This is a genomic window from Pantoea agglomerans, from assembly GCF_020149765.1.
GTDB classification, from domain to species: Bacteria; Pseudomonadota; Gammaproteobacteria; order Enterobacterales; family Enterobacteriaceae; genus Pantoea; species Pantoea alvi.
In genome coordinates this window covers 2,913,841-2,935,491 of sequence record NZ_CP083809.1, presented here as the reverse complement: position 1 = coordinate 2,935,491, position 21,651 = coordinate 2,913,841, and the positions used below count along the sequence as shown (strand labels likewise).

Here is a 21,651-nt window from a genome sequence, read left to right as displayed (position 1 = left end):
AACGATCTAATTGGTATTATCGGCTTATTAATAAGCATTCGTTATCAGGTAGATTATGGACTATGCCAAGCTGCGATCTTTTATTACCCTGGCGCGCACGCTCCACTTTGCCCGCGCGGCGGCCGAGGTCAGCCTGACACAGCCTGCGCTGAGCCAGCATATTCAGTCGCTGGAGCAGAACTGGGGGGTGAAACTCTTTGAGCGTAACAAGCGTCAGGTCAGCCTGACCCAGCAGGGGCAGCTGCTGCTTGATGAAGCCGAGCGCACGGTGCAGCGGCTGGAAAATTTACGCGCGACCGTCAAAGAGGTGGCTGCCGGCAGCCGGGGCGTGCTGCGACTCGGCTATGTGGGCACCGCGGTGCTGGAGCCGCTGCTGGTCAGCGCGCTGCGTAGCTTTCGCAGCCAGTTTCCCCAGACGCGGCTGGAGCCAGCGGAATATAACGTCAATCAGCAGATTGCTCTGTTACAGAGCGGAGAGCTGGATGTCGGCATCCTGCGCGGGCCGATTCCCGATTTTCGCTGTATCGCCCGCTGTGAAATTCACCAGTCGGCGCTAAGCGTGGTGGTGCCAGATAATCATCCACGCGCAGGCGACGGGGCGATCGCCCTGCAGGATCTGGCGAACGAGACGCTGATCCTGCAGCAGGATCCCGAGGGGATCGGGCTGGGCGGCACCATGCTGCGTCTCTTTACCGAGGCGGATCTGGTGCCGGTGAAAATTGTGCGGGCGCGGGATGTCAATACCGCCATTAACCTGGCGGCGATGGGCATCGGGATCACCTGTATTCCCTCCTCACAGCGCAACTTTCTGCGCCAGGACGTGGCCGCTCTGGATATTACCGGTACCGATATTACGACGTCGCTCTATCTTTGCTGGAAAGCGGGAAGACAAACTTACGATATGCAACACTTTATTAAAAATACCCGCTCTTTATTTATGGGGCTCTCTGACGAGATAAAATAACCTGCATAATCCACGCATTATCCTGGCCGGGAAACTTTCCCGGCGGATAATAGCCAGCGCGCGGACGGTAATATTATTTTCATACTGAAGAAATATTCTCTTCTGACCTTTTCCTGTTCAGGATGAGGTCTACACTCAATTCTCATGCTTCGTTTATCTCAACCTGCACATCCTTAATCATTACTCTAAGACTAACGATTGCCCGCTTGCCTTAATTGAACCACTTGCACAGAAAGCGCAGACTTACCTCAGCATAAACGAAAGAATGCTTATCTGAATCAGGAGGTTATAATGCACACTGGTCAAGCGCCGGTTCGGGAATGGAACACACGCCGCAGTGAAAAAGCGCGTCGTCTGGCCTCCTTTCCTGTAGACGGTAAAGTGATCCCGACTGAAAGAGCGGTTGAAGCACTGGAGCGTTTAATAGCGCCAGGCGACCGCGTTGTCCTGGAAGGAAATAACCAGAAGCAGGCAGACTTTTTATCGCGTACGCTGGCAAATGTTGATCCAGCAAAAATACATGACCTGCATATGATTATGCCCAGCGTGGGCCGCAGTGAACACCTCGATATTTTTGAAAAGGGCATCGCCCGTAAACTCGATTTCTCCTTTTCCGGCCCACAGAGCTTACGTATTTCTCAGCTTTTGCAGGATGGCCAGCTGGAAATTGGGGCCATTCACACCTATATCGAACTCTACTCCCGACTCTATGTCGACCTTAGCCCCAACGTGGCGCTGATTGCCGGCTATAAAGCTGACCGTAAAGGCAATCTCTACACCGGCCCCAGCACCGAAGATACCCCGGCGCTGGTAGAGGCCGCCGCCTTCCGCGACGGTATCGTTATCGCACAGGTTAACGAACTGGTGGATGACGAGAGCGACCTGCCGCGCGTCGATATTCCCGCCTCCTGGGTCGATTATATCGTGGTGGCTGACAAGCCATTCTTTATCGAACCGCTCTTTACCCGCGATCCGCGCCTGATCAAACAGGAGCATATCCTGATGGCGATGATGGCGATTAAAGGCATCTACGCCGAACATCAGGTGCAGTCGCTTAACCACGGTATCGGCTTTAACACCGCGGCGATTGAGCTGCTGCTGCCCACCTACGGCGAACAGCTCGGGCTGAAGGGCAAAATCTGTAAACACTGGACGCTGAATCCCCATCCGACGCTAATCCCGGCCATTGAGAGCGGCTGGGTAGAGAGCGTGCACTGCTTCGGCGGCGAGCTGGGGATGGAAGAGTATATCCGCGCCCGTCCCGATATCTTCTTTACCGGTTCTGATGGCTCAATGCGCTCGAACCGCGCCTTCTGCCAGTTAGCGGGTCAGTACGCGGTCGATATGTTTATCGGCGCCACGCTACAGGTGGATGGACTGGCAAACTCCTCAACCGTTACGCGCGGACGCCTCTCCGGCTTCGGCGGCGCGCCTAATATGGGCCACGATCCGCACGGCCGCCGCCATGCAACCCCTGCCTGGCTCAATATGATCACCGAGCCAGACCCGATGCAGCGCGGTAAAAAACTGGTGGTGCAGATGGTGGAAACTTTCCAGGCGGGCGCGAAGCCGACCTTCGTTGAGCAGCTTGACGCCGTTGAGGTGGCCAAATCGTCCGGTATGCCGCTGGCGCCGGTGATGATTTACGGCGACGACGTGACCCACGTGCTGACCGAAGAGGGCATCGCCTATCTCTACCGCGCCGACAGCCTTGAAGAGCGCCGCGCTATGGTGGCGGCGGTAGCGGGCATCACCGATATCGGTCTGGGCGTTGACGCTGCGCGCGTGGCCGCGCTGCGTAAAAGCGGCAAGGTCGTCTATCCGGAAGATATGGGCATCCGCCGCTCAGAGGCGACGCGCTCACTGCTTGCCGCAGGCAGCGTCGCGGACCTGGTTGAATGGTCAGGCGGGCTCTACAACCCACCGGCAAAATTCCGGAGCTGGTAATGAAACTCCTGTCACAGACTCAAGTCGAGGCGCAGGTCAGCCAGCTGGCCGCCATCGCGCGCGACTGTTTGATCGATGAGGCGCGACTCAGTCCGAAGCCGGGTCTGGTGGACAGCCGCGGCAACGGCGCGCATCACGATTTAACGCTGGCGCTGATGGAGCGCTCGGCCCGCAGCCTGCAGCCGACCTTTCTGCAGCTGGCGCGTCAGTGCTGGCAGCGTCCGGCGGATATCGCCCTGCGCGAAGCGGTTGGCCGCCTCGGGCGGGAAGGGGAGCGGCAGATGATGGCGGCCACCGGCGGGGTCAACACCCATCGGGGCGCGATCTGGGCGCTGGGCCTGCTGGTCAGCGCCGCGGCGATGAACGGCGGCAGCGCCGACCCGGCGCACCTTGCCCGTACTGCAGCGTCGCTCGCCAGCCTGCCTGACCGCGCCGCGCCGAAGCTGTTCAGCAAAGGGCTAAAGGCGACGCATCGCTATCGCGTGCCCGGGGCGCGGGAAGAGGCGCAGCAGGGCTTTCCTCACGTCGTGAGGCTGGCGCTGCCGCAGCTGCTGCGCAGCCGCGCGGCGGGTGCGAGCGAAAGCGAAGCCCGGCTGGACGCGCTGATGGCGATCATGACCTCGCTGAGCGACACCTGCGTGCTCTCCCGCGCCGGCCTTGAAGGCCTGCAGACGATGCAGGCGGGCGCCCGCGCGGTGCTGCTGGCCGGAGGCTGCATGACGACGCAGGGCCAGCAGGCGCTGGCGCGCCTCGACGCCGGAATGCTGGCGCTGAACGCCTCGCCGGGCGGTGCCGCCGATCTGCTGGCCGCCACGCTGTTCATTGACAGGGTAGCCGTTACTGCCCATCACTCTTTTCTTTAGAGGACGTTATGGAACACATCACATTATCTTTCCCTGCTAACCGCACCTTCAGCGGCAGAGCGCTTGCAGGGGTCGTTGGCTCCGGTGATATGGAAGTGCTGTTCACCGCCGCCGAAGGGCAAACGCTGAGTATTGATATCACCACCTCTCTCGACAACAGCGACGCTCGCTGGAAGGCGCTGTTTGACCGCCTCAGCCTGATCAACGGCCTGCCTGCCGGGCAGCTGGTGATCCACGATTTCGGCGCGACGCCGGGCGTTGCGCGCATCCGTATCGAACAGGTTTTTGAAGAGGTGAGCCATGCGTAACGATCCCAGCTTTATCGAACTGCTCGCCCGCGAGCGCGCCCATGCGCTGCTGGATGAAGGCAGCTACCGCGAACTGCTCGATCCCTTTGAGGGGATCATGTCCCCCTGGCTGGCGCCGCAGGGCGTCGTGCCGCAGTCCGACGACGGCATGGTGGTGGCGCGCGGCACCATTAACGGCCAGTCCGCCGTGGTGATCGCCATCGAAGGCACCTTCCAGGGCGGCAGTATGGGCGAAGTGTCCGGCGCGAAAATGGCGGCGGCGCTGGAGCTGGCGGCGGAAGACAACCGCAACGGCATTCCGACCCAGGCGGTGCTCTGTCTGGAGACCGGCGGCGTGCGCCTGCAGGAGGCGAATCTGGGGCTGGCGGCGATTGCTGATATCCACGCCGCGATTGTCGATCTGCGCCGCTATACGCCGGTTATCGGCATTATCGCCGGCACCGTTGGCTGCTTCGGCGGCATGTCGATTGCTGCCGCGCTCTGCAGCTACCTGATTGTGACGCGCGAGGCGCGGCTGGGGCTGAACGGCCCGCAGGTTATCGAGCAGGAAGCGGGCATTGACGAGTATGACTCGCGCGACCGCCCCTTTATCTGGAGCATGACCGGCGGTGAAATCCGCTATGCGAGCGGCCTGGTCGATGCGCTGGTCGATGACGGCGTCAACGCCGTGAAAAGCGCGATGAACAGCTTTATCGAGAAGGGCGTGCCGACGCAGCATCGCAGCGACAACTATGCCGACTTTCTGCCGCGTCTGACCGGTTTCGATACGCGTCAGCAGGCGGATACGGCGCAGATTAAACAGCTTTTTGCCCGGGAGGATAAATAATGACCCAGACTATCAGCCGCGGTGCGACCTGGCTGGAAAAACTGGCACCTAATGCGCAGCGCCTCAGCGGCCTGTGCGACTCGGTTCAGGTAGCCGATGGCGAACTCAACGGCGAGCCGGTCCGTCTGATCGCTGTCGTACCCGATGCAAACAACCACTATCCCCGCGCCGCCAAAGGCGAAGTGGGCCTGCTGGAGGGCTGGACGCTGGCGAAGGTGGTGAATGAAACCATCGACGCGGATCAAAACAGCAGCGTGAAGCGCCCGATTATCGCGGTGATTGACGTGCCGAGCCAGGCCTATGGCCGACGCGAAGAGGCGTTCGGCATTCATCAGGCGCTGGCGGGTGCCGCCGGTGCCTATGCCAAAGCGCGCCTCGCCGGCCATCCGGTGATCGGTCTGATCGTTGGCAAGGCGATGTCGGGGGCGTTTCTGGCGCACGGCTACCAGGCGAACCGCCTGATCGCCATTAACGATCGGGGCGTACTGGTCCATGCGATGGGGAAAGAGTCCGCAGCGCGTATTACGCTGCGTACGGTTGACGCGCTGGAGAAACTGGCGGCGACCATACCGCCGATGGCCTATGACGTCAGCAACTTTGCCACGCTGGGCCTGCTGGCCGATCTGCTGACGGTGGGCAATCCTGACGCCCCGTCCGACGCCGATCTGGCGCAGGTAGAGATTGCGCTGCAAAAGGCGATTGCCGATGCGCGTCAGGATCCCTCCCTGAAAACCCGGCTCGGCGCGGAAAACCGCCGCAGCTCATCCTTGGTGCGCGAGCGAATGCGCGCAGCCTGGTAATAGCCGTAACTAAATAAATAAAAAAAAAGACCTGCCGGAAACGGTCCGTTCGGGGTGCGTCATTGCACCCCGGCGCAGGGGCCGCTTTTAGAAATTATAAACATCGCGTGACTGAAATCTTATTTCTTAAATACAGGTGATTTATGATTTACACAATTGTTCATGCCCTTGCGCCAATATTTGTCATCATGCTGCTCGGCTTCTGGGCCGGTAAAGCGGGAATGGTCGACAATAAAAATGTCTCGCTGCTAAATATCTTCGTTATGGACTTTGCGCTGCCTGCCGCGCTGTTCAGCGCCACGGTACAGACCTCCTGGCCGGGAATAGTGGCGCAGTGGCCGCTGATTGTGGTTATTACCGGCGCCATGTGGATTACCTATGCGTTTATCTATTTTATGGCGACCAAAGTCTTTAAAAAATCGCCCCAGGATGCTGCCGTGCTGACCCTGACCGTAGCGCTGCCAAACTATGCCGCGCTGGGCCTGCCGATCCTTGGCAGCGTACTGGGTGAAAACGCCACCACCTCGCTCTCTGTGGCGATATCCATCGCCTGCGGTTCCGTTCTGCTGACGCCGCTTTGCCTGCTGATTCTGGAGCGCGAAAAGGCGCGCACCGCGGGCGAGAACCAGGGATCAACGCTTGCCATGCTGCCGGTGCTGATGTGGCGTTCGGTGAAAAAACCGATCGTGCTTGGCCCGCTGGTGGGTGTGGTGCTATCGGCCATCGGTATTACCATGCCGGATCTGGTGCTGTCGGCGATTAAACCGCTGGGACTGGCGGCCACGGCGGCTGCGCTGTTCCTGACCGGTGTGATCCTCTCGGCGCGTAAGCTGAAACTCAACGCGGTGGTTGGCGTCGGCACCGTCGTCAAACTGCTGGTTCAGCCCTTTATCGCCTGGGGAGTTGTGCTCGCGCTCGGCCTGAGCGGCCCGGTTGCCATTACCGCCATCCTGATGATCGCGCTCTCTGCCGGTTTCTTCGGCGTGGTTTTCGGCAACCGCTTTGGCGTGCAGTCGCCCGATGCGGAGGCGGTGCTGCTGCTCAGCTCGATCCTGTGTATTCTTTCCCTGCCGCTGTTTATTACTCTGACTTCAGGTATTTGATATGACGCTGACGCCACGCCCTCACGATCTCCTCTGGCTTCGCGCCGATAGCGCACTGCTGTCGGTAAACGAGGGGTGGGTCAGCGAGCAGTGGCACGCCGGATTGCCGGTGGTGGTGCGGCGCGATGTCGTTAGGGCGGATCGCATTCCGGTCGGCGTGCGCGGCGCGCGGCGGGAGCAGCGGGCCGCCGCCTGGGTGCAGGCGGCGGATATCCTGCGCGTCACCACGCCGGAAAGGGTCGCCGAGCGCGCCTGCCTGCTGGCGTCGCCGTTTGTGGCTTTTCCCCCGGTGCAGGCGGCGCTCGCGCTCAGCGAGCTGAGCTGGCCCTGGCGCTGGGGCATTACCGGCAGCGTCGGCTACGCGCTGGCGACGGCTATTCCGGTGCTGCATTCCGGCAGCGATCTCGACTTAACCATCCGCGCGCCGCAGCCGCTGGCGCGCGACCTTTTACAGCAGTGGCAGGCGCAGACGGAGAGGCTGCCGTGCCGCGTCGATACCCAGGTTGAAACGCCGTCAGGCGCCTTCGCGCTCAGCGAGTGGCTGCGCGACGGGCGCGCGCTGGTAAAAACCGCCGCTGGCCCGCTGCTGACCACCTCACCCTGGAGCAGGGAGACTTTATGAAAATACTCTTTACCTTTCCCGGCCAGGGCACGCAGCGTCCCGGCATGCTGGGCAATCTGCCCGATGGCGACGCGCTGCTGAGCAGCGTGCGCGCGGTGCTGGGGGAGGAGACCGACGCGCTCGACAGCGCCGAGTCGCTGCGCCACACCCGCGCGGTGCAGCTCTGCTTGCTGATCGTCGGCGTCGCCTGGGCGCGCGAGCTGATCAGAAACGGCGTGAAGCCGGATATTGTCAGCGGCTTGTCGATCGGTGCCTATCCCGCCGCCGTGGTGGCAGGGGCGCTCGATTTCGCCGACGCGCTGCGGCTGGTGGCGCTGCGCGGCGATCTGATGGAGCGCGCTTATCCCCACGGCTACGGCCTGACCGCTATCGTCGGCCTGACGCTAACCCGGCTGGAAAAGCTGATGGTGGGCAGCAATACCTATATCGCCAATATCAATGCGGAGACCCAGACGGTGATCGCCGGACGCGACGAGGATATGGCGGCGGTGGCGCAAAAGGCGCTCGACGCAGGCGCCAGCAAGGCGACGCGGCTGGCGGTCAGCGTGCCGTCCCACTGCGCGCTGCTGGATAAGCCCGCCGCCGAGCTGGCCAGCGCCTTCGCCTCGGTCTCGCTGTCGCGGCCCGCGTGCGCCTACCTGAGCGGCTCCAGCGGGCGCGTGATCTGGGAGCCGGCCAGAATCGCCGACGATCTGGCGTACAATATGGCGCGCACCGTGCAGTGGAACGACGCGGTTATCGCCGCCAATCAGCGCGACGCCAGGCTGGCGATTGAGATGCCGCCGGGCAATGTGCTGACCGGGCTGACGCTTCAGGCGGGCTGGCAGGGCGAGGCGATCTGCATGGCGCGCAACAGCGTTGAGGTTGCGCGTCACCTGGCTACGCGGCTGAGCCGCTAAGGCTGCGCGCGTACATGCGGCCTTCCGCGGCCAGCGCCAGCAGATCCTGATCGCGCTCGCGATGGTGTGAGTAGACGATGGAAACCAGCTGGTGCATCTGGTAAGGCTCTGCCAGCCTGACCAGCTGCACGCTGCTCTCATAGGCCTTTCTCATGCGGCCGGGGATCAGCGAGAAGCCCATGCCCGCCTGCACCAGGCTTATCAGCGAGAAGATATCATTCACTTTGGTGACGATGCGCGGTTCGAATCCCGCCACCTGAAACGCTTCCTGAAATCCGGCGTAGGTGGCGAAGCCTTCCGCCAGCGAGACGAAATCGCGATCGGCGTAGTCGCGCAGATCCGCCTCCTGCGTGGTATCGAGCTTTTCACCCGCCGGCGCGGCGAGAAAAATATCATCGTGAAACAGCGGGATCACATCGAAATTCGCGCCGCTGAGCTGGCCGCTGTCGGTGGCGATGAGAATCGCATCGAGCGCGTCATCCTCAAGCATATTCAGCAGCATCTGGTTGGAGCCCATGGTGAGATCGAGCTCAAGCGCGGGCCGCCGCAGCTTCATGCCCATAATCAGGCGGGGAATGGTCTCCAGCGTAAGCGAGTAGAGCGTGCCGATGCGCAGGCGGCCACAGCCGACGCCCGCTACCTGCCTTGCCTCTTCGATGCCTTTGCTCATCAGCGCGGTGACATCCTGACAATACTCCAGCAGCGTCCAGGCGGCGGGCAGCGGCACCAGATTGCGTCCCTTATGGATAAACAGCGGGCAGTTGATTCCCTCTTCCAGCGTGTGCAGCGCACGATGCACGCTGACGCTGCTCAGATCGAGCGCCTCCGCCGTGCGCGCAATATTGCCTTTGCTCATAAACATCATAAACACGCTGAGCTTGCGGAAGGTAATCTCCTGATTGATATCGTTGCGCATTGTTATCCTCGCGGGTCTCCTTAACCGAAGCGTAAATGGTAATCCTGACGCCACAGAAGATGCAAAGCCCGGCGCGCCGCCCAGGCTCAGTAAAGGGTGCTCTTTAAGCGATCGGGCAGCGCCTGGTCATAGGCGTCGCCGTCAATTTCCGCCTGGGAAAGCTGATGCAGAATCGTGCCCGGAGTGGGCAGCCGGTCACGCGCGATCTGAGCGGCGGGGTCCCAGAGTTTTGCGCGAATAATCGCCCGGCTGCACTGAAAAAAGACGCGCTCCACCGCGATGCGCAGCACCGTTTTCGGCAGCTGGCGCTTGACGGCGAAGCGGCTGAGGAGCGCGGGATCGGTGCAGATCTCCGCCGTGCCGTTCACCCGCAGGGTTTCGCCAATGCCGGGGATCAGAAAAAGCAGCGCCACGCGGTTATCGTGCAGAATATTGCGCAGGCTATCGATGCGGTTGTTGCCGCGTCGGTCAGGCAGCAGTAGCGTCTTCGCATCTTCGATGGTGATAAAGCCAGCCGGATCGCCCCGTGGCGAGACGTCAAGCCCGCCCGGCCCCGAGGTCGCCAGCGCCACAAAAGGCGAGGCCTCGATAAAAGGGCGGTAGGCGGGATGGAGATGGTCGGTCTCCTTGGTTAGCGAAGGTCTGGCGACCGCGCCATAGATCGCTTCCAGTTCCGCTTCGCTGGTAATGCCTCTTTTTTCATCCGTCATCACGTCACCGCCTCAGTATGCAGAAATGTGCCTGCCTCCTTTATACCCCAGGGCGGGCGGCGACGCACCGGCTGTTGCGGCTACGCCAGCAATCGTCCGGTTGGGGTCTCGTTCTGCACCAGCCAGCGCGAGACCTGACCGGCCGCCGGCGTTTTTTGGCGGGCCTGGTCGCCTGCGGTGAGGATTAACGTGGCGGAATAGCGGCGACGCTGCAGCAAAGATCCCCGCAACGGCGGCATATCCCTGTAGAATAAGGCGCTTACCGCCGTCAATCTGGAACCTACTGCGATATGAAGCCGATGACGTTAAACGTCGACCTTAACGATCTCTACGCTTTTCAGGCTCTGGTGACCTTCAGGAGCTTTAAAGCCGCCGCGGAGGCGATTCATCTCTCTCAACCGGCACTGAGCCGCCGCATCGATAAGTTAGAGACGTCGCTTGGCGTCAGGCTATTCGAAAGAACCACGCGGCGGGTGAGCCTGACCATGGCGGGCCGAAGTTTCGCGCCTCGCGCGCAGCAGGTGCTGAAGGATCTCGAGAGCGCCATTGCCGACGTCGGGGATCTCAATCCGCACCGAACCGGCCTGGTGACCGTCGCCTGCGTGCCATCGGCCGCCTACTATTTTATGCCCAAAGTTATCGCGCAGTTTCAGCTGCACTATCCGCGCGTGCGTATCAGGCTGATCGATTCCAGCGCGGGCGACGTCTACGACGCGGTAATCTCAGGCCAGGCCGATTTCGGCCTGAGCTTTACCGGCGCGCCGCAGCCGGATGTCAGATTTTTGCCGCTGGTGGATGAGGCCTATGTCGCCGTCTGCCCGCGCAACCATCCGCTCGCCGACAGGAAGAGCCTGAGCTGGCGGGAGTTTTATCGCTGGCCCTATGTCTGGCTGGATAAATCCTCGGGCAACCGCAACCTGCTCGATCAGGCGCTGAGCGGCATCGAGCCGGAAAAGCCGAGCGTCTGCGAAACTCGTCACGTCACGACGCTGTTGGGCATGGTAGAGGCCGGGCTGGGGATCGCCGCTGTGCCGGGAATGGCGATGCCGAAAACAGCACATCCGTTTTTAGCCACCATTCCCCTGAATGAGCCAACCGTGCGCCGCACGGTTGGCATTGTGAAGCGCACCGGACAAGAGCTGCCGCATCTTGCCGGTGAGCTGGAGGCGATGATTATTGCGATAAACGCGGCTGAGGGGCAGGCTAACGGCCGCTAACGGAATCCAGGCCGGTTGCCTGAATCTGCTGCTGCACCTCTGGCGAAGAAAGATAGGCCAGCAGCGCTTTCGCCTCTTCCGGCTGGGTAGAGCGGCTGGAGACCGCGCCGGCAAAGCGGGTCACATACTGCATCTCCTCCGGGAGCTTGCCGATAAAGGTTACGCCGGCCACCGGCAGCAGTTCGCTGACCTGCTGGAAACCGATCTGGTAACGGCCGCTGGCGACGCTTTGCGCCACCGGGGTTTTCTCAATCATCTTCGCTTTCGGCTTCAGCTGCTCAGCGATGCCCAGTTTATTAAACAGCGTCGACTCAACATATTTTCCGCTGGCGCTGTCAGAATAGGCGACAGAGTGCGCTTTCAGCAGCGTCGCCCTGAGCGCGTTTACCGTGCTAATGTCGGGCACGGCGTCGCCTTTTTTCACTACCGCGCCGATTTTTGAATCGGCAAGCTCGGTGCGCGAGCCGGGCAGCAGGCGCCCCTCTTTGTCGAGCTTGTCCAGCGCGTAGCCGACCATAATAATGACGTCCGCTTTTTCGCCGGCGGCTAACCGGTTAGGGATCGCCTCCGGCGACTGGCCCATCGACGGGCCGGGCACCGTTCTGATGGTATAACCTTTATCGGCGGCGAAGGCGGGGTTTAGCTTCTCCCATGCGGCCTTGAAGCCGCCTGAGATCATCACCGTGATCTCTTTTGCCGATGCATCCCAGCTCATCACGCAGAGCGGCGCGATCAGCAGCAGGCGGGGTAACACTCTTTTCATCTGTTTTTCCTTAACCAAAGGTTTTTTTAGCGGCGTGATGATGGACCGCCTCTTGCTTATAGAGAAACAGGGTCGCCAGCAGCGCGCAGACGGCGGCAAAGCTCATCCATAAACCGGGCGCGGCTTTATCGCCGGTCACTTCAATCAGCGCGGTGGAGATGGCGGGCGTAAAGCCGCCAAACAGCGCGGTGGCAAGGCTGTAGGCGAGCGAGAAGCCCGCAACGCGTACGGAGACCGGCATGATTTCCGTTAACGCCGGGATCATGGCGCCGTTATAGAGCCCGTAAATAAACGAGAGCCACAGCAGCACGCCCAGCATCGAGTAGAAGCTCGGATCGGCCGCCAGATACTTAAGGGCAGGGTAGGAGGTGGCGATGGCGATCAGCGCCATGGTGACCAGCACCGGCTTACGCCCGTAGCGATCGGAGATCGCCCCGCCAATCGGCAGCCAGATAAAGTTGGATACCGCCACCAGCAGCGTGACCAGCAGGCTGTCCGAGGCGCTGAGCATCAACACTTTTTTGCCGAAGGTCGGCGCATAGACGGTGATCAGATAGAAGGCGGTGGTGGTCATCGCCACCATCAGCATGCCCGCTATCACGGTTTTCCAGTTGCCGAGCAGCGTCCTGAACACCTGGCGCATCTCAGGATGCTGACGGCGCGCGCTGAACTCCGCCGTCTCTTCCAGATTGCGGCGCAGGAAGAAGATAAAGGGCACGATCAGGCAGCCGAACAGGAAAGGAATGCGCCATCCCCATTCGCGAATCGCGCTCTCATCCATCAGGGCGTTAAGGGCGAAACCCATCGCCGCCGCCACCATAATGGCCACCTGCTGGCTACCGGATTGCCAGCTGGTATAGAAGCCTTTTTTGCCGGGCGTGGCGATTTCAGAGAGATAAACCGAGACGCCGCCCAGCTCCGCGCCGGCGGAGAAGCCCTGCAGCAACCGGCCCACCAGCACAATCAGCGGCGCCCAGTAGCCGATCGCCGCATAGGAAGGGATCAGCACGATGAGGAAGGTGCCGGTCGCCATAATCGAGAGGGTAAAGATCAGCCCTTTGCGTCTGCCCACCTTATCGATATAGGCGCCCAGCACCACCGCCCCGATGGGACGCATCAGGAAGCCTGCGCCGAAAACGGCGAAGGTCATCATCAGCGAGGCAAACTCGCTGCTCGCCGGAAAAAAGGTGTGCGCGATATAGGTGGCGTAAAAGCCGAACAGAAAAAAGTCGAACTGCTCGAGAAAGTTTCCCGAGGTGACGCGAAAGATCGCGCCAGCCCGGGCGCGAACCGTGTTGATTGGTGCAGAGGTGGTTTCCATTAAATGCTCCAGTGTTTACGTAATGTTAATGAATCATTACTTTGTTGTGACTAAAGACTGGAACAGGAAAGGAGAGTTAATAAGTGCATTTTATGTATCGATTGATGCGTGCTGCACATTAATATACTTGCTGAAGCGGGCGAGGCACGGCAGCCACTGGCGATAGCGCGTATAAAGCGGCCGCGAGGCGCCTCTGACGGCCCGATTTTCCTTTATCAAATTCGTGACCCGCTTCATACCAGGCGTAGAGAGGGCGTCGGCCCGCAGCCGGACTCTCTGGTTGGCTTCGCGCCTGCTCTCAGGCACACTAGCCGCAGTAAAACGGATTCCCTGCTGAGACGCCGTTCTCTCACCCAACTTTTCACAGGGCTGCCTGCCAGCGCGCGCCGCCCCCACCTTCGACACACCACAAGAGGAATTACCATGGCTACAGGCCCACTGAACGCAGACGAAATCGAGTGGATGGAAGATGTGTTGATGGAGCACGACAGCGAAGACGGCCTGATTGATATCAGCGAGCTGGACGGTCTTTTCACCGCCGCGCTCTCCAGCCCGTCGCCGCTGGCGCTGGATGCAATGAAGCCGGTTATCTGGGGCGAAAGCGCGCCGGCGTGGGACGATCCGGCGGATGAGCAGCGCTTTAATACGCTGGCGGCGCGGATGATGAATGATATCGCCGAGCGCCTCAGCCTCTACCCGGAGCAGTTTGAGCCGCTGTTTGGCTACCGGGAAATGGACGGCCGTGAACTGCTGGTGGTGGAGGAGTGGTGCTTCGGCTATATGACCGGCGTCGCGCTGGCGGCGTGGCCCGCGCTGCCGGCGGAACTACAGCCGTCGCTGCAGGCCATTGCGCTGCATGGCGATATCAACGAAGTTGAGAAACTCGACGGAATGGATGAGATCGCCTATCTGCAGAGCACCGACGCGATTCAGCCTGCGGCGCTGCGTCTCTATAACCACTGGCGTGGCAAAACCGACGCGATTCACTAAAAGCAGGGCCGCGTAGGCGGCCCTCAGTGTACTGCCAGCGCGGGAGAGATAACCCGACTGCGCTTCGCCCTCTCTGCCGCGCGCAGAGAGGATGCAGCTTAAAAAAAACGTTCGACTACCCGCGGTCATTGACGATAGCCGCCTCGTCAGAATGCTTTTTCCCTTCCTCGATAAACTCTTCGTCAATCTCTTCGACGTTATCGCGGTTATCTTTGCCCGACAGCAGGTTCCAGCAGGCGATAAACAGCGCGGCGATTAGCGGACCAATCACAAAGCCGTTAATGCCGTAGATCTCCATGCCGCCTAAGGTGGCGATCAGAATCAGGTAATCAGGCATTTTGGTATCTTTGCCCACCAGCAGCGGGCGCAGGATATTGTCCACCAGCCCGACGATCACCACAAAGAAACCGACCAGGAACAGCCCTTTCCACAGCGCGCCGGTGGCGAAAAAGAAGATCGCGGCGGGCACCCAGATAATCGCCGAACCCACGGCGGGGATCAGCGACAGGAAGGCCATCAGTGCGCCCCACAGCAGGCTGCCGTCGATATCGACAAACCAGAAGGCCAGGCCGCCCAGAATCCCCTGCACAATACCCACCACCACCGTGCCCTTAACCGTGGCGCGCGAAACGGCGGCGAACTTCATAAACAGGTGATGCTTCACGTAGGTCGAAAGCGGCAGCGCCTCCAGAATGAGATGCACCAGATAGGAGCCATCCTTCAGCAGGAAGAAGAGCAGATAAAGCATTACGCCGAAGCCGACGGTAAAGGTAAAGGTGCCTTTGCCGATCAGGAAAACGCTGCCCGCCATATACTGCCCGCCCTTCAGGGCGAAGGTCGACAGCTTCTGCTGGATCTGCGTCGCGTTATTCATCTCATGCTCAGAGAGGAAGCTGCGCAGCCAGCGCGGCAGGTGGTGGAGCAGATCGGCGAATACTGCCGGGAACTGCGCCGAATTGGTCTGCAGCTTAAGGTAGAGGGTGTTGATCTCTACCACCAGCGAAGAGGCGATAATCGCCAGCGGCGTAAACACAATCAGGCAGATGATCAGCAGCGTAACCAGCGACGCCACGCCGTTGCGATCGCCCATTTTGTGGCGCAGCCAGGTTTTCAGCGGAGCGAAGATCACCGCCAGGATAGCGGCCCAGAGAATCGGGGAAAAGTAGGGCGCCAGTACATCAAAAAACGCAACGGTCACTATCGCCAGGATGACGATGAAGAAACCGATATTTAGTCCTTTAACACGCATGCATAAACCTCAGGGTTAAGTGTTGCGGGTGAACTATAGAACGCACGGCCGCCATTTGTAACGCCAATCTGTGGTTTCGTTTAAAAATTTAAGCCAGGTGCGTCGGCGGCCTGCAACCACGCGGCTGGCCGCTGCAATCGCCGATATCCGGCCGAAATATGCACGATTAGCGCATCGCGGTTGAAGCCTGTCGTTAAGGTGTGTAAAAATCCTGCGCAATCGTTTACTCCCGCTGCGGAGAAGCGATTTTTTTGCCGCGATCTCTCGCGCTGCCGCCCCGCGGCAGCGCAGGGCGGCGCGGCCATGCGGCCGTCGATGCCTACTCACCCTCGACGGCGTTGACGTCATGAAGACAGGACAGGCAGATGAAAACCACGCAAACCGGCGCGCTGACCGCAGCCGCAGAGGCGCCCGCTGAACGCGGCTGGCGCAAAACCGACACCACCTGGATGCTGGGGCTTTACGGCACCGCTATCGGCGCAGGCGTTCTCTTTTTGCCGATCAATGCGGGCGTTGGCGGTCTCCTGCCGCTGATCATTATGGCGATCCTCGCCTTTCCTCTGACCTTTTACGCTCACCGCGCGCTGACCCGCTTTGTGCTCTCCGGTAAAAACGCGGGAGAGGATATTACGGACGTGGTGGAAGAGCACTTCGGCGCCAGCGCGGGCAAAATCATTACGCTGCTCTACTTTTTCGCCATCTTTCCCATTTTGCTGATGTACAGCGTGGCGATCACCAATACGGTAGAGAGCTTTATCGAACACCAGCTGGGGCTGGTTTCGCCGCCGCGCGTGCTGCTGTCGCTGATACTGATTATCGGCCTGATGACGGTGGTGCGCTTCGGCGAACAGATGATCGTCAGGGCGATGAGCATTCTGGTCTTTCCCTTTGTCGCGGTGCTGATGCTGCTGGCGGTCTATCTGATCCCGCACTGGCACGGCGCGGCGCTGCAGACCCTGTCGCTGCATAACAGCGACGGCGGCAAAGGGATCGCCATGACGCTGTGGCTGGCGATTCCGGTGATGGTCTTCTCCTTTAACCACTCGCCAATCATCTCTTCGTTCGCGGTGGCCAAGCGCGCAGAGTACGGCGAGGGCGCTGAGCGCAAGTGCTCGCGAATTCTCGCCTGTTCCCATCTGCTGATGGTGGCGACGGTGATGTTTTTCGTCTTTAGCTGTGTGCTTAGCCTGTCGCCGCAGGATCTCGCTGCAGCGAAGGCGCAGAACATCTCCATACTCTCCTATCTCGCCAACCACTTTAACGTTCCGGTCATCGCCTGGCTCGGCCCGCTGATCGCCATCGTTGCCATTACCAAATCTTTCCTCGGCCACTATCTCGGCGCGCGTGAAGGCTTTAACGGGCTGGTAAACAAAATGCTGCACAGCCGCGGCAAAAGCCTGGCGCCTGCGAAGCTGAACCGGGCCACCGCGCTGTTTATGCTGCTCAGCACCTGGCTGGTGGCGAGCTGGAACCCGAGTATTCTCGATATGATCGAAACCCTCGGCGGACCGGTGATCGCGATCATCCTGTTCCTGATGCCGATGTACGCCATCCGCCACGTTCCCGCGATGCGCAAATACAGCGGCCATCTCAGCAATCTGTTTGTGGTGCTGGTCGGCCTGGTGGCGATCTCCGCTATCTTCTACTCTCTGCTCAGCTAAAAAGCCGTGGCCCGCTAAGCGCGGGCCGTTTAGCCGCGGTATAGCTTTTACGCTCCGCAACATGCTAACTTTATTGAGAATAATTATTAGTTACTAAGGAAGTGAGCGATGAAAAAGGGCGTTCTGCTGGCAGGGCTGCTGACATCGGCGGCGTGCGGCGCCACCACCTATCCGCTGCAGATCACCGATCTCGACGGCAACGCCATTCGGCTCGACCATGAGCCGCAGCATCTGATCCTGCAGGATGGCCGCGACGTGCTGGCGCTGGCGCTGCTTGACCGCGACAACCCCTTTAAGCGCGTGGTGGCGTGGAATAACCTGCCGAAAAAGCAGGATACCCAGACCTGGGATCTGCTGAAGCAGCGCTGGCCGCAGGCGAGCAGCATCGTCGATATGGGCTTTAACGATCAGGGACAGGTTAACCTCGAAAGCGTGCTGGCGCAGAAGCCGGACCTGATGATCGCCCAGCTGCGGGCGAAATCGGCGCTGCAGCAGTCGGGCGTGCTGGATACGCTGAAAGGGCTTAATATTCCGGTGCTGTTTATCGACTATGAGCTGCACCCGAAAGAGAACACCGCGCGCAGCGTGGCGCTGCTCGGCAAGGTGCTCAACCGCGAGCAAGAGGCGGCGGACTATACCGCCTTTTATCAGCAGCGCTTACAGCAGCTCGATGCGGCTATCGCCCGGGTGCCGCAGAAGCCGACGGTGTTTATCGAGCCGATTGCCGGCAACAGCGACAACTGCTGTTTCACCCACGGCCATAACGGCTGGGGCGGGCTGGTGGAGGCGGTCGGCGGTAAGAATATCGGCTCCGCGCTGCTGCCGGGCAACGCTGGCTTCGTCTCGCTGGAGAAGATTATCGCCATGAAGCCGGATGTCTATATTATGACCGGCTCGAAGCGCCCTAATCAGAGCGTGCTGCCGTTTGGCTATAACACCACGCCGCAGCAGATCTCAGCCACCTTTAGTGGTTTGCTGAACCGCAGCGGGTTGAAGCAAATTGCGCCCGTCGAGAACGGCCGCGTCTATGGGGTTTATCACCACTTCTATAATCACCCCTACAACATTATCGGCATGGAGATTCTGGCGAAAGATCTCTATCCGCAGCCGTTTGCGCAGCTCGATCCCACCGCGGATTACCACTACATCGTGACCCACTTTACCCGTCTGCCGGATGCGCCCATCACCCTCAGCGCACCCTGAGCCACCGGCCGCGCGTTGACAAAACGCGCGGTTAATTTACCTTTCTGCCACGCCATCTTCCGCTACTCTTAAGCAAAGCGCTATTTACTTTTGTTTCCGCTATTGTCAGGCGGCGCTACGTCACCCGTCGAAAAAGATTGCCAAAATAAAAAAACATGGTGAAATGCGCGCGTTTATTTCGCGCGGACGTAATAAACCGTGCAACAGGGAGTGCAAAAAACAGACTATTCATTGGGCAGCGCCTGGCATGCAGTCGGCCTTCGCGGGCTTTATGCGTGCAATCGCTGCCGTTTGGGCTTTGCCCGAGGTTTTTATGACTCCACACACCCTGGCCTCTACGCTGAGTAAAAAATTTATCCTTGAGCCGGTTATGTCGCAGAGCGGCGTTGCGATAGGCTTTGAACTGCTGACGCGCTATACCTCGCTGGCGGGCAAATCGCGCAATCCCTTTATGGTGATTGAGAATATGCCGCAGAGTGAGAAGCGCGACCTGCTCTATGCGCAGCTCAGCGAGCTGTCGCCGATCGTGGCGCTGCTTGAGGAGCACCACCTGTTTGTCAGCGTCAATATCGATCGCGATATGGTGACCATGCTGGAGGCGGATGCGCGGCTGGGCTGGCTCTTCAGCACCGCAAGCGTGATCCGGCTGGAGGTCTCCGAGGCGATCGATTTTCAGCAGGATCGCGACGCGCGCGACGCGCTGCAGCGGCTTAAGGCGCGCGGCATACGTTTCTTCCTTGACGACCTCGGCACCGGCTTCGCTAATCTGGAAGCGCTCTATACCGGTTTATTTGACGCGGTAAAAATCGACAAGCGCTTTTTCTGGGAACAGAAAGATAAATCGATTTTTCCGATATTGATGGCCAATATTCAGCGCTATTGTCCGCAGATAATTGTAGAAGGCGTCGAAAATAAAGACGATCTGGCGGCGCTGGAGCATATCCCGCTTTACGGCTTGCAGGGCTACTATTTTAGCGCCCTGGAGATAGAGGATTTGCCACAATATTTAGGCTGAGGCTATTTTACTGGCAGACAGGCGCGCTTTTTGTGTGGTGCTGACTGGCCGACAGATATATCGATCTTTTTGCGCGCTGCTGATTAATACGCAAAGCGTAAATAAAGTGAAAATAAAGTTGTCATTTTATAATTGCGCGCCACGGTTCACAACGCCTGAGCCGCAGCGGCGTGCGACCCTGGGACAGGGCGGTGCGCCAGCCTTTTCAGGCAGTAATATTTAGCAGGCAAATTAATAGTCAAAATAATTAATAGTGCAATCTGGTCAGACCCCATACCTGTTTAACCCGCCCTGAAAAGGCGCGGTGGGGATATTTAGCGAAGCCGCTTGTTCGAAGCGTAAAATAAGCGGGGCAGGCGTTATATAAATCAGGAAATATCTTAATTCGGCTGGCTGGCGCTGACAAAATAATAGCGATGATGTTATTCTCATTCTTCAACACTCGTGATGTGGTGTTGTTACTTCTAGTTTTTCCTTGATTTGGCAAGGATTCGCCGGTATTCGGTAATAAGGAATTTCGATTCCCCCGATCGCTTTCGATCGGGTTTTTCATTTTTGCCCCCGGTTCAATTTTCTCGCCGCGCAGGCCGCGCTGTTGCAGGCGAAAAGCCGTTCTCTTCACCGCGCCGTCCGCTGTGCGGACGCAGGTCCAGCCGTCTCCACAATTTCTGCCGAGTGTTAAGGAAGCGCTAAAGGGCGTAATAGTGTGTAAGTTACCGATTTTTAAGACTTTTGGAGATGAAGTCTCGAGCCGATATCGCCGATAGTAAGGCTTAACAGCGCGACTCTCGCTGTTGCCACTGGAGGTAGACAATGAAAAAAACAACATTACGCGTTATCGCGACTTTTATTGCATGCAGCTCACTGATTTCCACGGTTTCCTGGGCTGATGGCCCGGGCGACCACCACGGCCAGCCCTGGCAGCAGCATGACGGCGACCGTCACGACGATCGCGATCGTGGCCCGCACGGTCACGGCCCGGACCGCGGCCCGGACCGCGATCGCTTCGCCGGCAATCCGCACCGCGACCGCCATGACGATCGCGACCGGGATCATTTCGCCTGGAACGGACACGATTTCCGCCGTGGCCATCCGATGCCGCACGAGTATCGCGGCCCCCACTATCGGGTTGACGACTGGCGCGAGCGCCGCCTGCCAGAGCCGCCGCGCGGCGAGTACTGGTCCTACATTGACGGCAACTACGTACTGATTGCCGCCGCAACGGGCATTATCACCTCGCTGATCCTCGGCAACGCCTTTAACTAAGCTTCTCTCCCGGGCGGCCCCGGCCGCCCGTTCTCTTTGCTCTCCGCCTCGCTCTGCTGTAAACCCGCCTCCGCGCACGCGCCGGCACCTCTTTTTTTACGCTCGCCAGGCTATGCTTTGCTTCCATACTGTTTCCTTTCGCCTGATTAAGGAGTCGCGATGACAGCGGTAAAAATGGTGGCGGTCGATATGGACGGCACCTTTCTCGATAACCAGAAGCAGTACGATCGTCCGCGCTTTATGCGCTGCTATGAAGAGATGAAAGCGCGCGGCATTAAGTTTGTCGTCGCCAGCGGCAATCAGTACTACCAGCTGAAATCTTTCTTTCCCGCTGTCGCCAGCGAAATCGCCTTTGTGGCGGAGAACGGCGCCTGGGTGCTGGATGGCGAAGAAGAGCTGTTCTGCGGCGCCTTTTCCCGTCCGGATGTGCGAGCGGTACTCGAGACGCTGCAAAAAGGCAGCTATCCGGGGCTGCGCTATATCCTGTGCGGACGGGAAAGCGCCTACTACTTTAACGGCGTGGAAGAGCAGTGGCTGGTGAAAATGCGCCACTACTGCCATCGGCTAAAGGGAATTGATTCGCTGGAGGAGACCGGCGACGATCGGCTGTTTAAGTTTGCGCTGAATCTCTCCGACGAGAGCGTTGAGCCGCTGATGGCGGATATTCAGCGGCTGCACGCGGGAGCGGTGGCGGCGACCTCAAGCGGCCACGGCTCGGTGGACCTTATCGTTCCGGGTCATCACAAGGCTAACGGACTCAATATTCTGGCGCAGCGCTGGGGCATCGGGCATCAGCAGGTGCTGGCGTTCGGCGACGGCGGTAACGATCTGGAGATGCTGAAACAGTCCGGCTTTAGCTTCGCCATGGCCAACGCGCCGCAGCGGGTTAAAGAGGCGGCGCGCTACGCCGCCCCTGCCAATAACGAGGCGGGCGTGCTGCAGGTGATTGAGCAGATGCTGGCGGGCGCGCCGCCGTTCGCCTGAATCTGGCGCTGACGGGCAGCGGCG

At 59.7% G+C, this 21,651-nt stretch carries 22 protein-coding genes; 16 read left to right on the top strand and 6 right to left on the bottom strand.

Annotation, left to right across the window (positions count from 1 at the left end; genetic code table 11):
- The first annotated feature begins 55 nt into the window (after positions 1-55).
- The 9 genes from LB453_RS16845 to mdcH all read left to right on the top strand — a co-directional run bounded on the left by LB453_RS16845 (position 56) and on the right by mdcH (position 8,332).
- Positions 56-964, top strand: coding sequence for a LysR family transcriptional regulator (locus LB453_RS16845; protein ID WP_103795032.1), 909 nt, complete (start codon positions 56-58; stop codon positions 962-964).
- A gap of 291 nt (positions 965-1,255) precedes the next feature.
- Positions 1,256-2,911, top strand: coding sequence for a malonate decarboxylase subunit alpha (gene mdcA, locus LB453_RS16840; RefSeq protein ID WP_103795031.1), 1,656 nt, complete (start codon positions 1,256-1,258; stop codon positions 2,909-2,911).
- On the top strand, positions 2,911-3,774 hold the full coding sequence (locus tag LB453_RS16835) for a triphosphoribosyl-dephospho-CoA synthase (protein WP_103795030.1): 864 nt from the start codon (positions 2,911-2,913) through the stop codon (positions 3,772-3,774). Before mdcA ends, LB453_RS16835 begins: the two co-directional genes overlap by 1 nt.
- Positions 3,775-3,782: 8 nt before the next feature.
- Entirely contained in the window at positions 3,783-4,082 is a 300-nt protein-coding gene (gene mdcC / locus LB453_RS16830) for a malonate decarboxylase acyl carrier protein (protein ID WP_103795029.1), read from the top strand.
- On the top strand, positions 4,075-4,908 hold the full coding sequence (locus LB453_RS16825) for a biotin-independent malonate decarboxylase subunit beta (protein WP_224481525.1): 834 nt from the start codon (positions 4,075-4,077) through the stop codon (positions 4,906-4,908). Before mdcC ends, LB453_RS16825 begins: the two co-directional genes overlap by 8 nt.
- Positions 4,908-5,708 carry a biotin-independent malonate decarboxylase subunit gamma gene (gene mdcE / locus LB453_RS16820; protein ID WP_103795027.1) on the top strand — a complete coding sequence of 267 codons (801 nt, stop codon included), beginning with the start codon at positions 4,908-4,910 and terminating at the stop codon, positions 5,706-5,708. Before LB453_RS16825 ends, mdcE begins: the two co-directional genes overlap by 1 nt.
- A 143-nt stretch (positions 5,709-5,851) precedes the next feature.
- Positions 5,852-6,811 (top strand): AEC family transporter, encoded by a 960-nt coding sequence (locus LB453_RS16815; RefSeq protein WP_103795026.1) that lies wholly within the window; start codon positions 5,852-5,854, stop codon positions 6,809-6,811.
- A 1-nt stretch (position 6,812) separates the two neighbouring features.
- A complete protein-coding gene (locus LB453_RS16810; RefSeq protein WP_103795025.1) occupies positions 6,813-7,433 on the top strand; it encodes a malonate decarboxylase holo-ACP synthase in 621 nt (206 codons plus the stop codon).
- Positions 7,430-8,332: a malonate decarboxylase subunit epsilon gene (gene mdcH, locus LB453_RS16805; RefSeq protein WP_103795024.1), complete on the top strand. Its 903-nt coding sequence runs from the start codon at positions 7,430-7,432 to the stop codon at positions 8,330-8,332. The genes LB453_RS16810 and mdcH overlap by 4 nt, the downstream gene beginning before the upstream one ends.
- Here mdcH and LB453_RS16800 read toward each other — a convergent pair.
- Together LB453_RS16800 and LB453_RS16795 are read right to left on the bottom strand one after the other, a co-directional pair.
- Positions 8,313-9,248, bottom strand: a complete 936-nt coding sequence (locus tag LB453_RS16800; protein WP_103795023.1) for a LysR family transcriptional regulator — start codon at positions 9,246-9,248, stop codon at positions 8,313-8,315. The two genes, mdcH and LB453_RS16800, sit on opposite strands and share 20 nt — an antisense overlap.
- Positions 9,249-9,334: 86 nt before the next feature.
- A complete protein-coding gene (locus LB453_RS16795; RefSeq protein WP_103795022.1) occupies positions 9,335-9,958 on the bottom strand; it encodes a pyridoxamine 5'-phosphate oxidase family protein in 624 nt (207 codons plus the stop codon).
- A gap of 299 nt (positions 9,959-10,257) precedes the next feature.
- Here LB453_RS16795 and LB453_RS16790 point away from each other — a divergent pair, with 299 nt between their 5' ends.
- On the top strand, positions 10,258-11,175 hold the full coding sequence (locus LB453_RS16790; RefSeq protein WP_103795267.1) for a LysR family transcriptional regulator: 918 nt from the start codon (positions 10,258-10,260) through the stop codon (positions 11,173-11,175).
- Here the strand turns inward: LB453_RS16790 and LB453_RS16785 are convergent.
- A complete protein-coding gene (locus LB453_RS16785; protein WP_103795021.1) occupies positions 11,162-11,938 on the bottom strand; it encodes an extracellular solute-binding protein in 777 nt (258 codons plus the stop codon). The two genes, LB453_RS16790 and LB453_RS16785, sit on opposite strands and share 14 nt — an antisense overlap.
- A gap of 10 nt (positions 11,939-11,948) precedes the next feature.
- On the bottom strand, positions 11,949-13,259 hold the full coding sequence (locus LB453_RS16780) for an MFS transporter (RefSeq protein ID WP_103795020.1): 1,311 nt from the start codon (positions 13,257-13,259) through the stop codon (positions 11,949-11,951).
- A gap of 423 nt (positions 13,260-13,682) precedes the next feature.
- On the opposite strand from LB453_RS16780, the gene LB453_RS16775 reads away from it, so the two are divergent.
- Positions 13,683-14,249, top strand: coding sequence for a UPF0149 family protein (locus LB453_RS16775; RefSeq protein WP_103795019.1), 567 nt, complete (start codon positions 13,683-13,685; stop codon positions 14,247-14,249).
- A 115-nt stretch (positions 14,250-14,364) separates the two neighbouring features.
- Here the strand turns inward: LB453_RS16775 and LB453_RS16770 are convergent, their stop codons facing one another.
- Positions 14,365-15,498, bottom strand: coding sequence for an AI-2E family transporter (locus tag LB453_RS16770; RefSeq protein WP_103795018.1), 1,134 nt, complete (start codon positions 15,496-15,498; stop codon positions 14,365-14,367).
- A 365-nt stretch (positions 15,499-15,863) separates the two neighbouring features.
- Between LB453_RS16770 and LB453_RS16765 the strand changes: the two genes are divergently transcribed.
- The 3 genes from LB453_RS16765 to LB453_RS16755 all read left to right on the top strand — a co-directional run bounded on the left by LB453_RS16765 (position 15,864) and on the right by LB453_RS16755 (position 19,377).
- A complete protein-coding gene (locus tag LB453_RS16765) occupies positions 15,864-17,159 on the top strand; it encodes an HAAAP family serine/threonine permease (protein ID WP_103795017.1) in 1,296 nt (431 codons plus the stop codon).
- Between the two features lie 108 nt (positions 17,160-17,267).
- A complete protein-coding gene (locus tag LB453_RS16760) occupies positions 17,268-18,362 on the top strand; it encodes an ABC transporter substrate-binding protein (RefSeq protein WP_103795016.1) in 1,095 nt (364 codons plus the stop codon).
- 313 nt (positions 18,363-18,675) lie between these two features.
- Positions 18,676-19,377 carry an EAL domain-containing protein gene (locus LB453_RS16755; protein ID WP_158253387.1) on the top strand — a complete coding sequence of 234 codons (702 nt, stop codon included), beginning with the start codon at positions 18,676-18,678 and terminating at the stop codon, positions 19,375-19,377.
- Positions 19,378-19,624: 247 nt separating this feature from the next.
- Here the strand turns inward: LB453_RS16755 and LB453_RS16750 are convergent, their stop codons facing one another.
- Complete coding sequence (locus tag LB453_RS16750) at positions 19,625-19,999, bottom strand: hypothetical protein (protein WP_146053806.1); 375 nt, start codon at positions 19,997-19,999, stop codon at positions 19,625-19,627.
- Between the two features lie 191 nt (positions 20,000-20,190).
- On the opposite strand from LB453_RS16750, the gene LB453_RS16745 reads away from it, so the two are divergent.
- Positions 20,191-20,643, top strand: coding sequence for an RcnB family protein (locus LB453_RS16745; RefSeq protein WP_103795014.1), 453 nt, complete (start codon positions 20,191-20,193; stop codon positions 20,641-20,643).
- 159 nt (positions 20,644-20,802) lie between these two features.
- The gene (locus LB453_RS16740; protein ID WP_103795013.1) at positions 20,803-21,627 is read left to right on the top strand and encodes a Cof-type HAD-IIB family hydrolase; all 825 of its coding nucleotides are present in this window, start codon (positions 20,803-20,805) and stop codon (positions 21,625-21,627) included.
- Positions 21,628-21,651: the final 24 nt, after the last annotated feature.

Excerpts from the sequence above, each read along its gene's own strand:
- LB453_RS16775 (WP_103795019.1), top strand. The coding sequence starts at position 13,683 with ATGGCTACAGGCCCACTGAACGCAGACGAAATCGAGTGGATGGAAGAT.
- LB453_RS16755 (WP_158253387.1), top strand. The coding sequence starts at position 18,676 with ATGACTCCACACACCCTGGCCTCTACGCTGAGTAAAAAATTTATCCTT.
- LB453_RS16745 (WP_103795014.1), top strand. The coding sequence starts at position 20,191 with ATGAAAAAAACAACATTACGCGTTATCGCGACTTTTATTGCATGCAGC.
- LB453_RS16770 (WP_103795018.1), bottom strand. The coding sequence starts at position 15,498 with ATGCGTGTTAAAGGACTAAATATCGGTTTCTTCATCGTCATCCTGGCG.
- LB453_RS16785 (WP_103795021.1), bottom strand. The coding sequence starts at position 11,938 with ATGAAAAGAGTGTTACCCCGCCTGCTGCTGATCGCGCCGCTCTGCGTG.
- LB453_RS16780 (WP_103795020.1), bottom strand. The coding sequence starts at position 13,259 with ATGGAAACCACCTCTGCACCAATCAACACGGTTCGCGCCCGGGCTGGC.
- LB453_RS16835 (WP_103795030.1), top strand. The coding sequence starts at position 2,911 with ATGAAACTCCTGTCACAGACTCAAGTCGAGGCGCAGGTCAGCCAGCTG.
- LB453_RS16810 (WP_103795025.1), top strand. The coding sequence starts at position 6,813 with ATGACGCTGACGCCACGCCCTCACGATCTCCTCTGGCTTCGCGCCGAT.
- LB453_RS16790 (WP_103795267.1), top strand. The coding sequence starts at position 10,258 with ATGACGTTAAACGTCGACCTTAACGATCTCTACGCTTTTCAGGCTCTG.
- mdcE (WP_103795027.1), top strand. The coding sequence starts at position 4,908 with ATGACCCAGACTATCAGCCGCGGTGCGACCTGGCTGGAAAAACTGGCA.
- mdcC (WP_103795029.1), top strand. The coding sequence starts at position 3,783 with ATGGAACACATCACATTATCTTTCCCTGCTAACCGCACCTTCAGCGGC.
- LB453_RS16815 (WP_103795026.1), top strand. The coding sequence starts at position 5,852 with ATGATTTACACAATTGTTCATGCCCTTGCGCCAATATTTGTCATCATG.
- mdcH (WP_103795024.1), top strand. The coding sequence starts at position 7,430 with ATGAAAATACTCTTTACCTTTCCCGGCCAGGGCACGCAGCGTCCCGGC.
- LB453_RS16740 (WP_103795013.1), top strand. The coding sequence starts at position 20,803 with ATGACAGCGGTAAAAATGGTGGCGGTCGATATGGACGGCACCTTTCTC.
- LB453_RS16845 (WP_103795032.1), top strand. The coding sequence starts at position 56 with ATGGACTATGCCAAGCTGCGATCTTTTATTACCCTGGCGCGCACGCTC.
- LB453_RS16800 (WP_103795023.1), bottom strand. The coding sequence starts at position 9,248 with ATGCGCAACGATATCAATCAGGAGATTACCTTCCGCAAGCTCAGCGTG.
- LB453_RS16765 (WP_103795017.1), top strand. The coding sequence starts at position 15,864 with ATGAAAACCACGCAAACCGGCGCGCTGACCGCAGCCGCAGAGGCGCCC.
- LB453_RS16795 (WP_103795022.1), bottom strand. The coding sequence starts at position 9,958 with ATGACGGATGAAAAAAGAGGCATTACCAGCGAAGCGGAACTGGAAGCG.
- mdcA (WP_103795031.1), top strand. The coding sequence starts at position 1,256 with ATGCACACTGGTCAAGCGCCGGTTCGGGAATGGAACACACGCCGCAGT.
- LB453_RS16825 (WP_224481525.1), top strand. The coding sequence starts at position 4,075 with ATGCGTAACGATCCCAGCTTTATCGAACTGCTCGCCCGCGAGCGCGCC.
- LB453_RS16760 (WP_103795016.1), top strand. The coding sequence starts at position 17,268 with ATGAAAAAGGGCGTTCTGCTGGCAGGGCTGCTGACATCGGCGGCGTGC.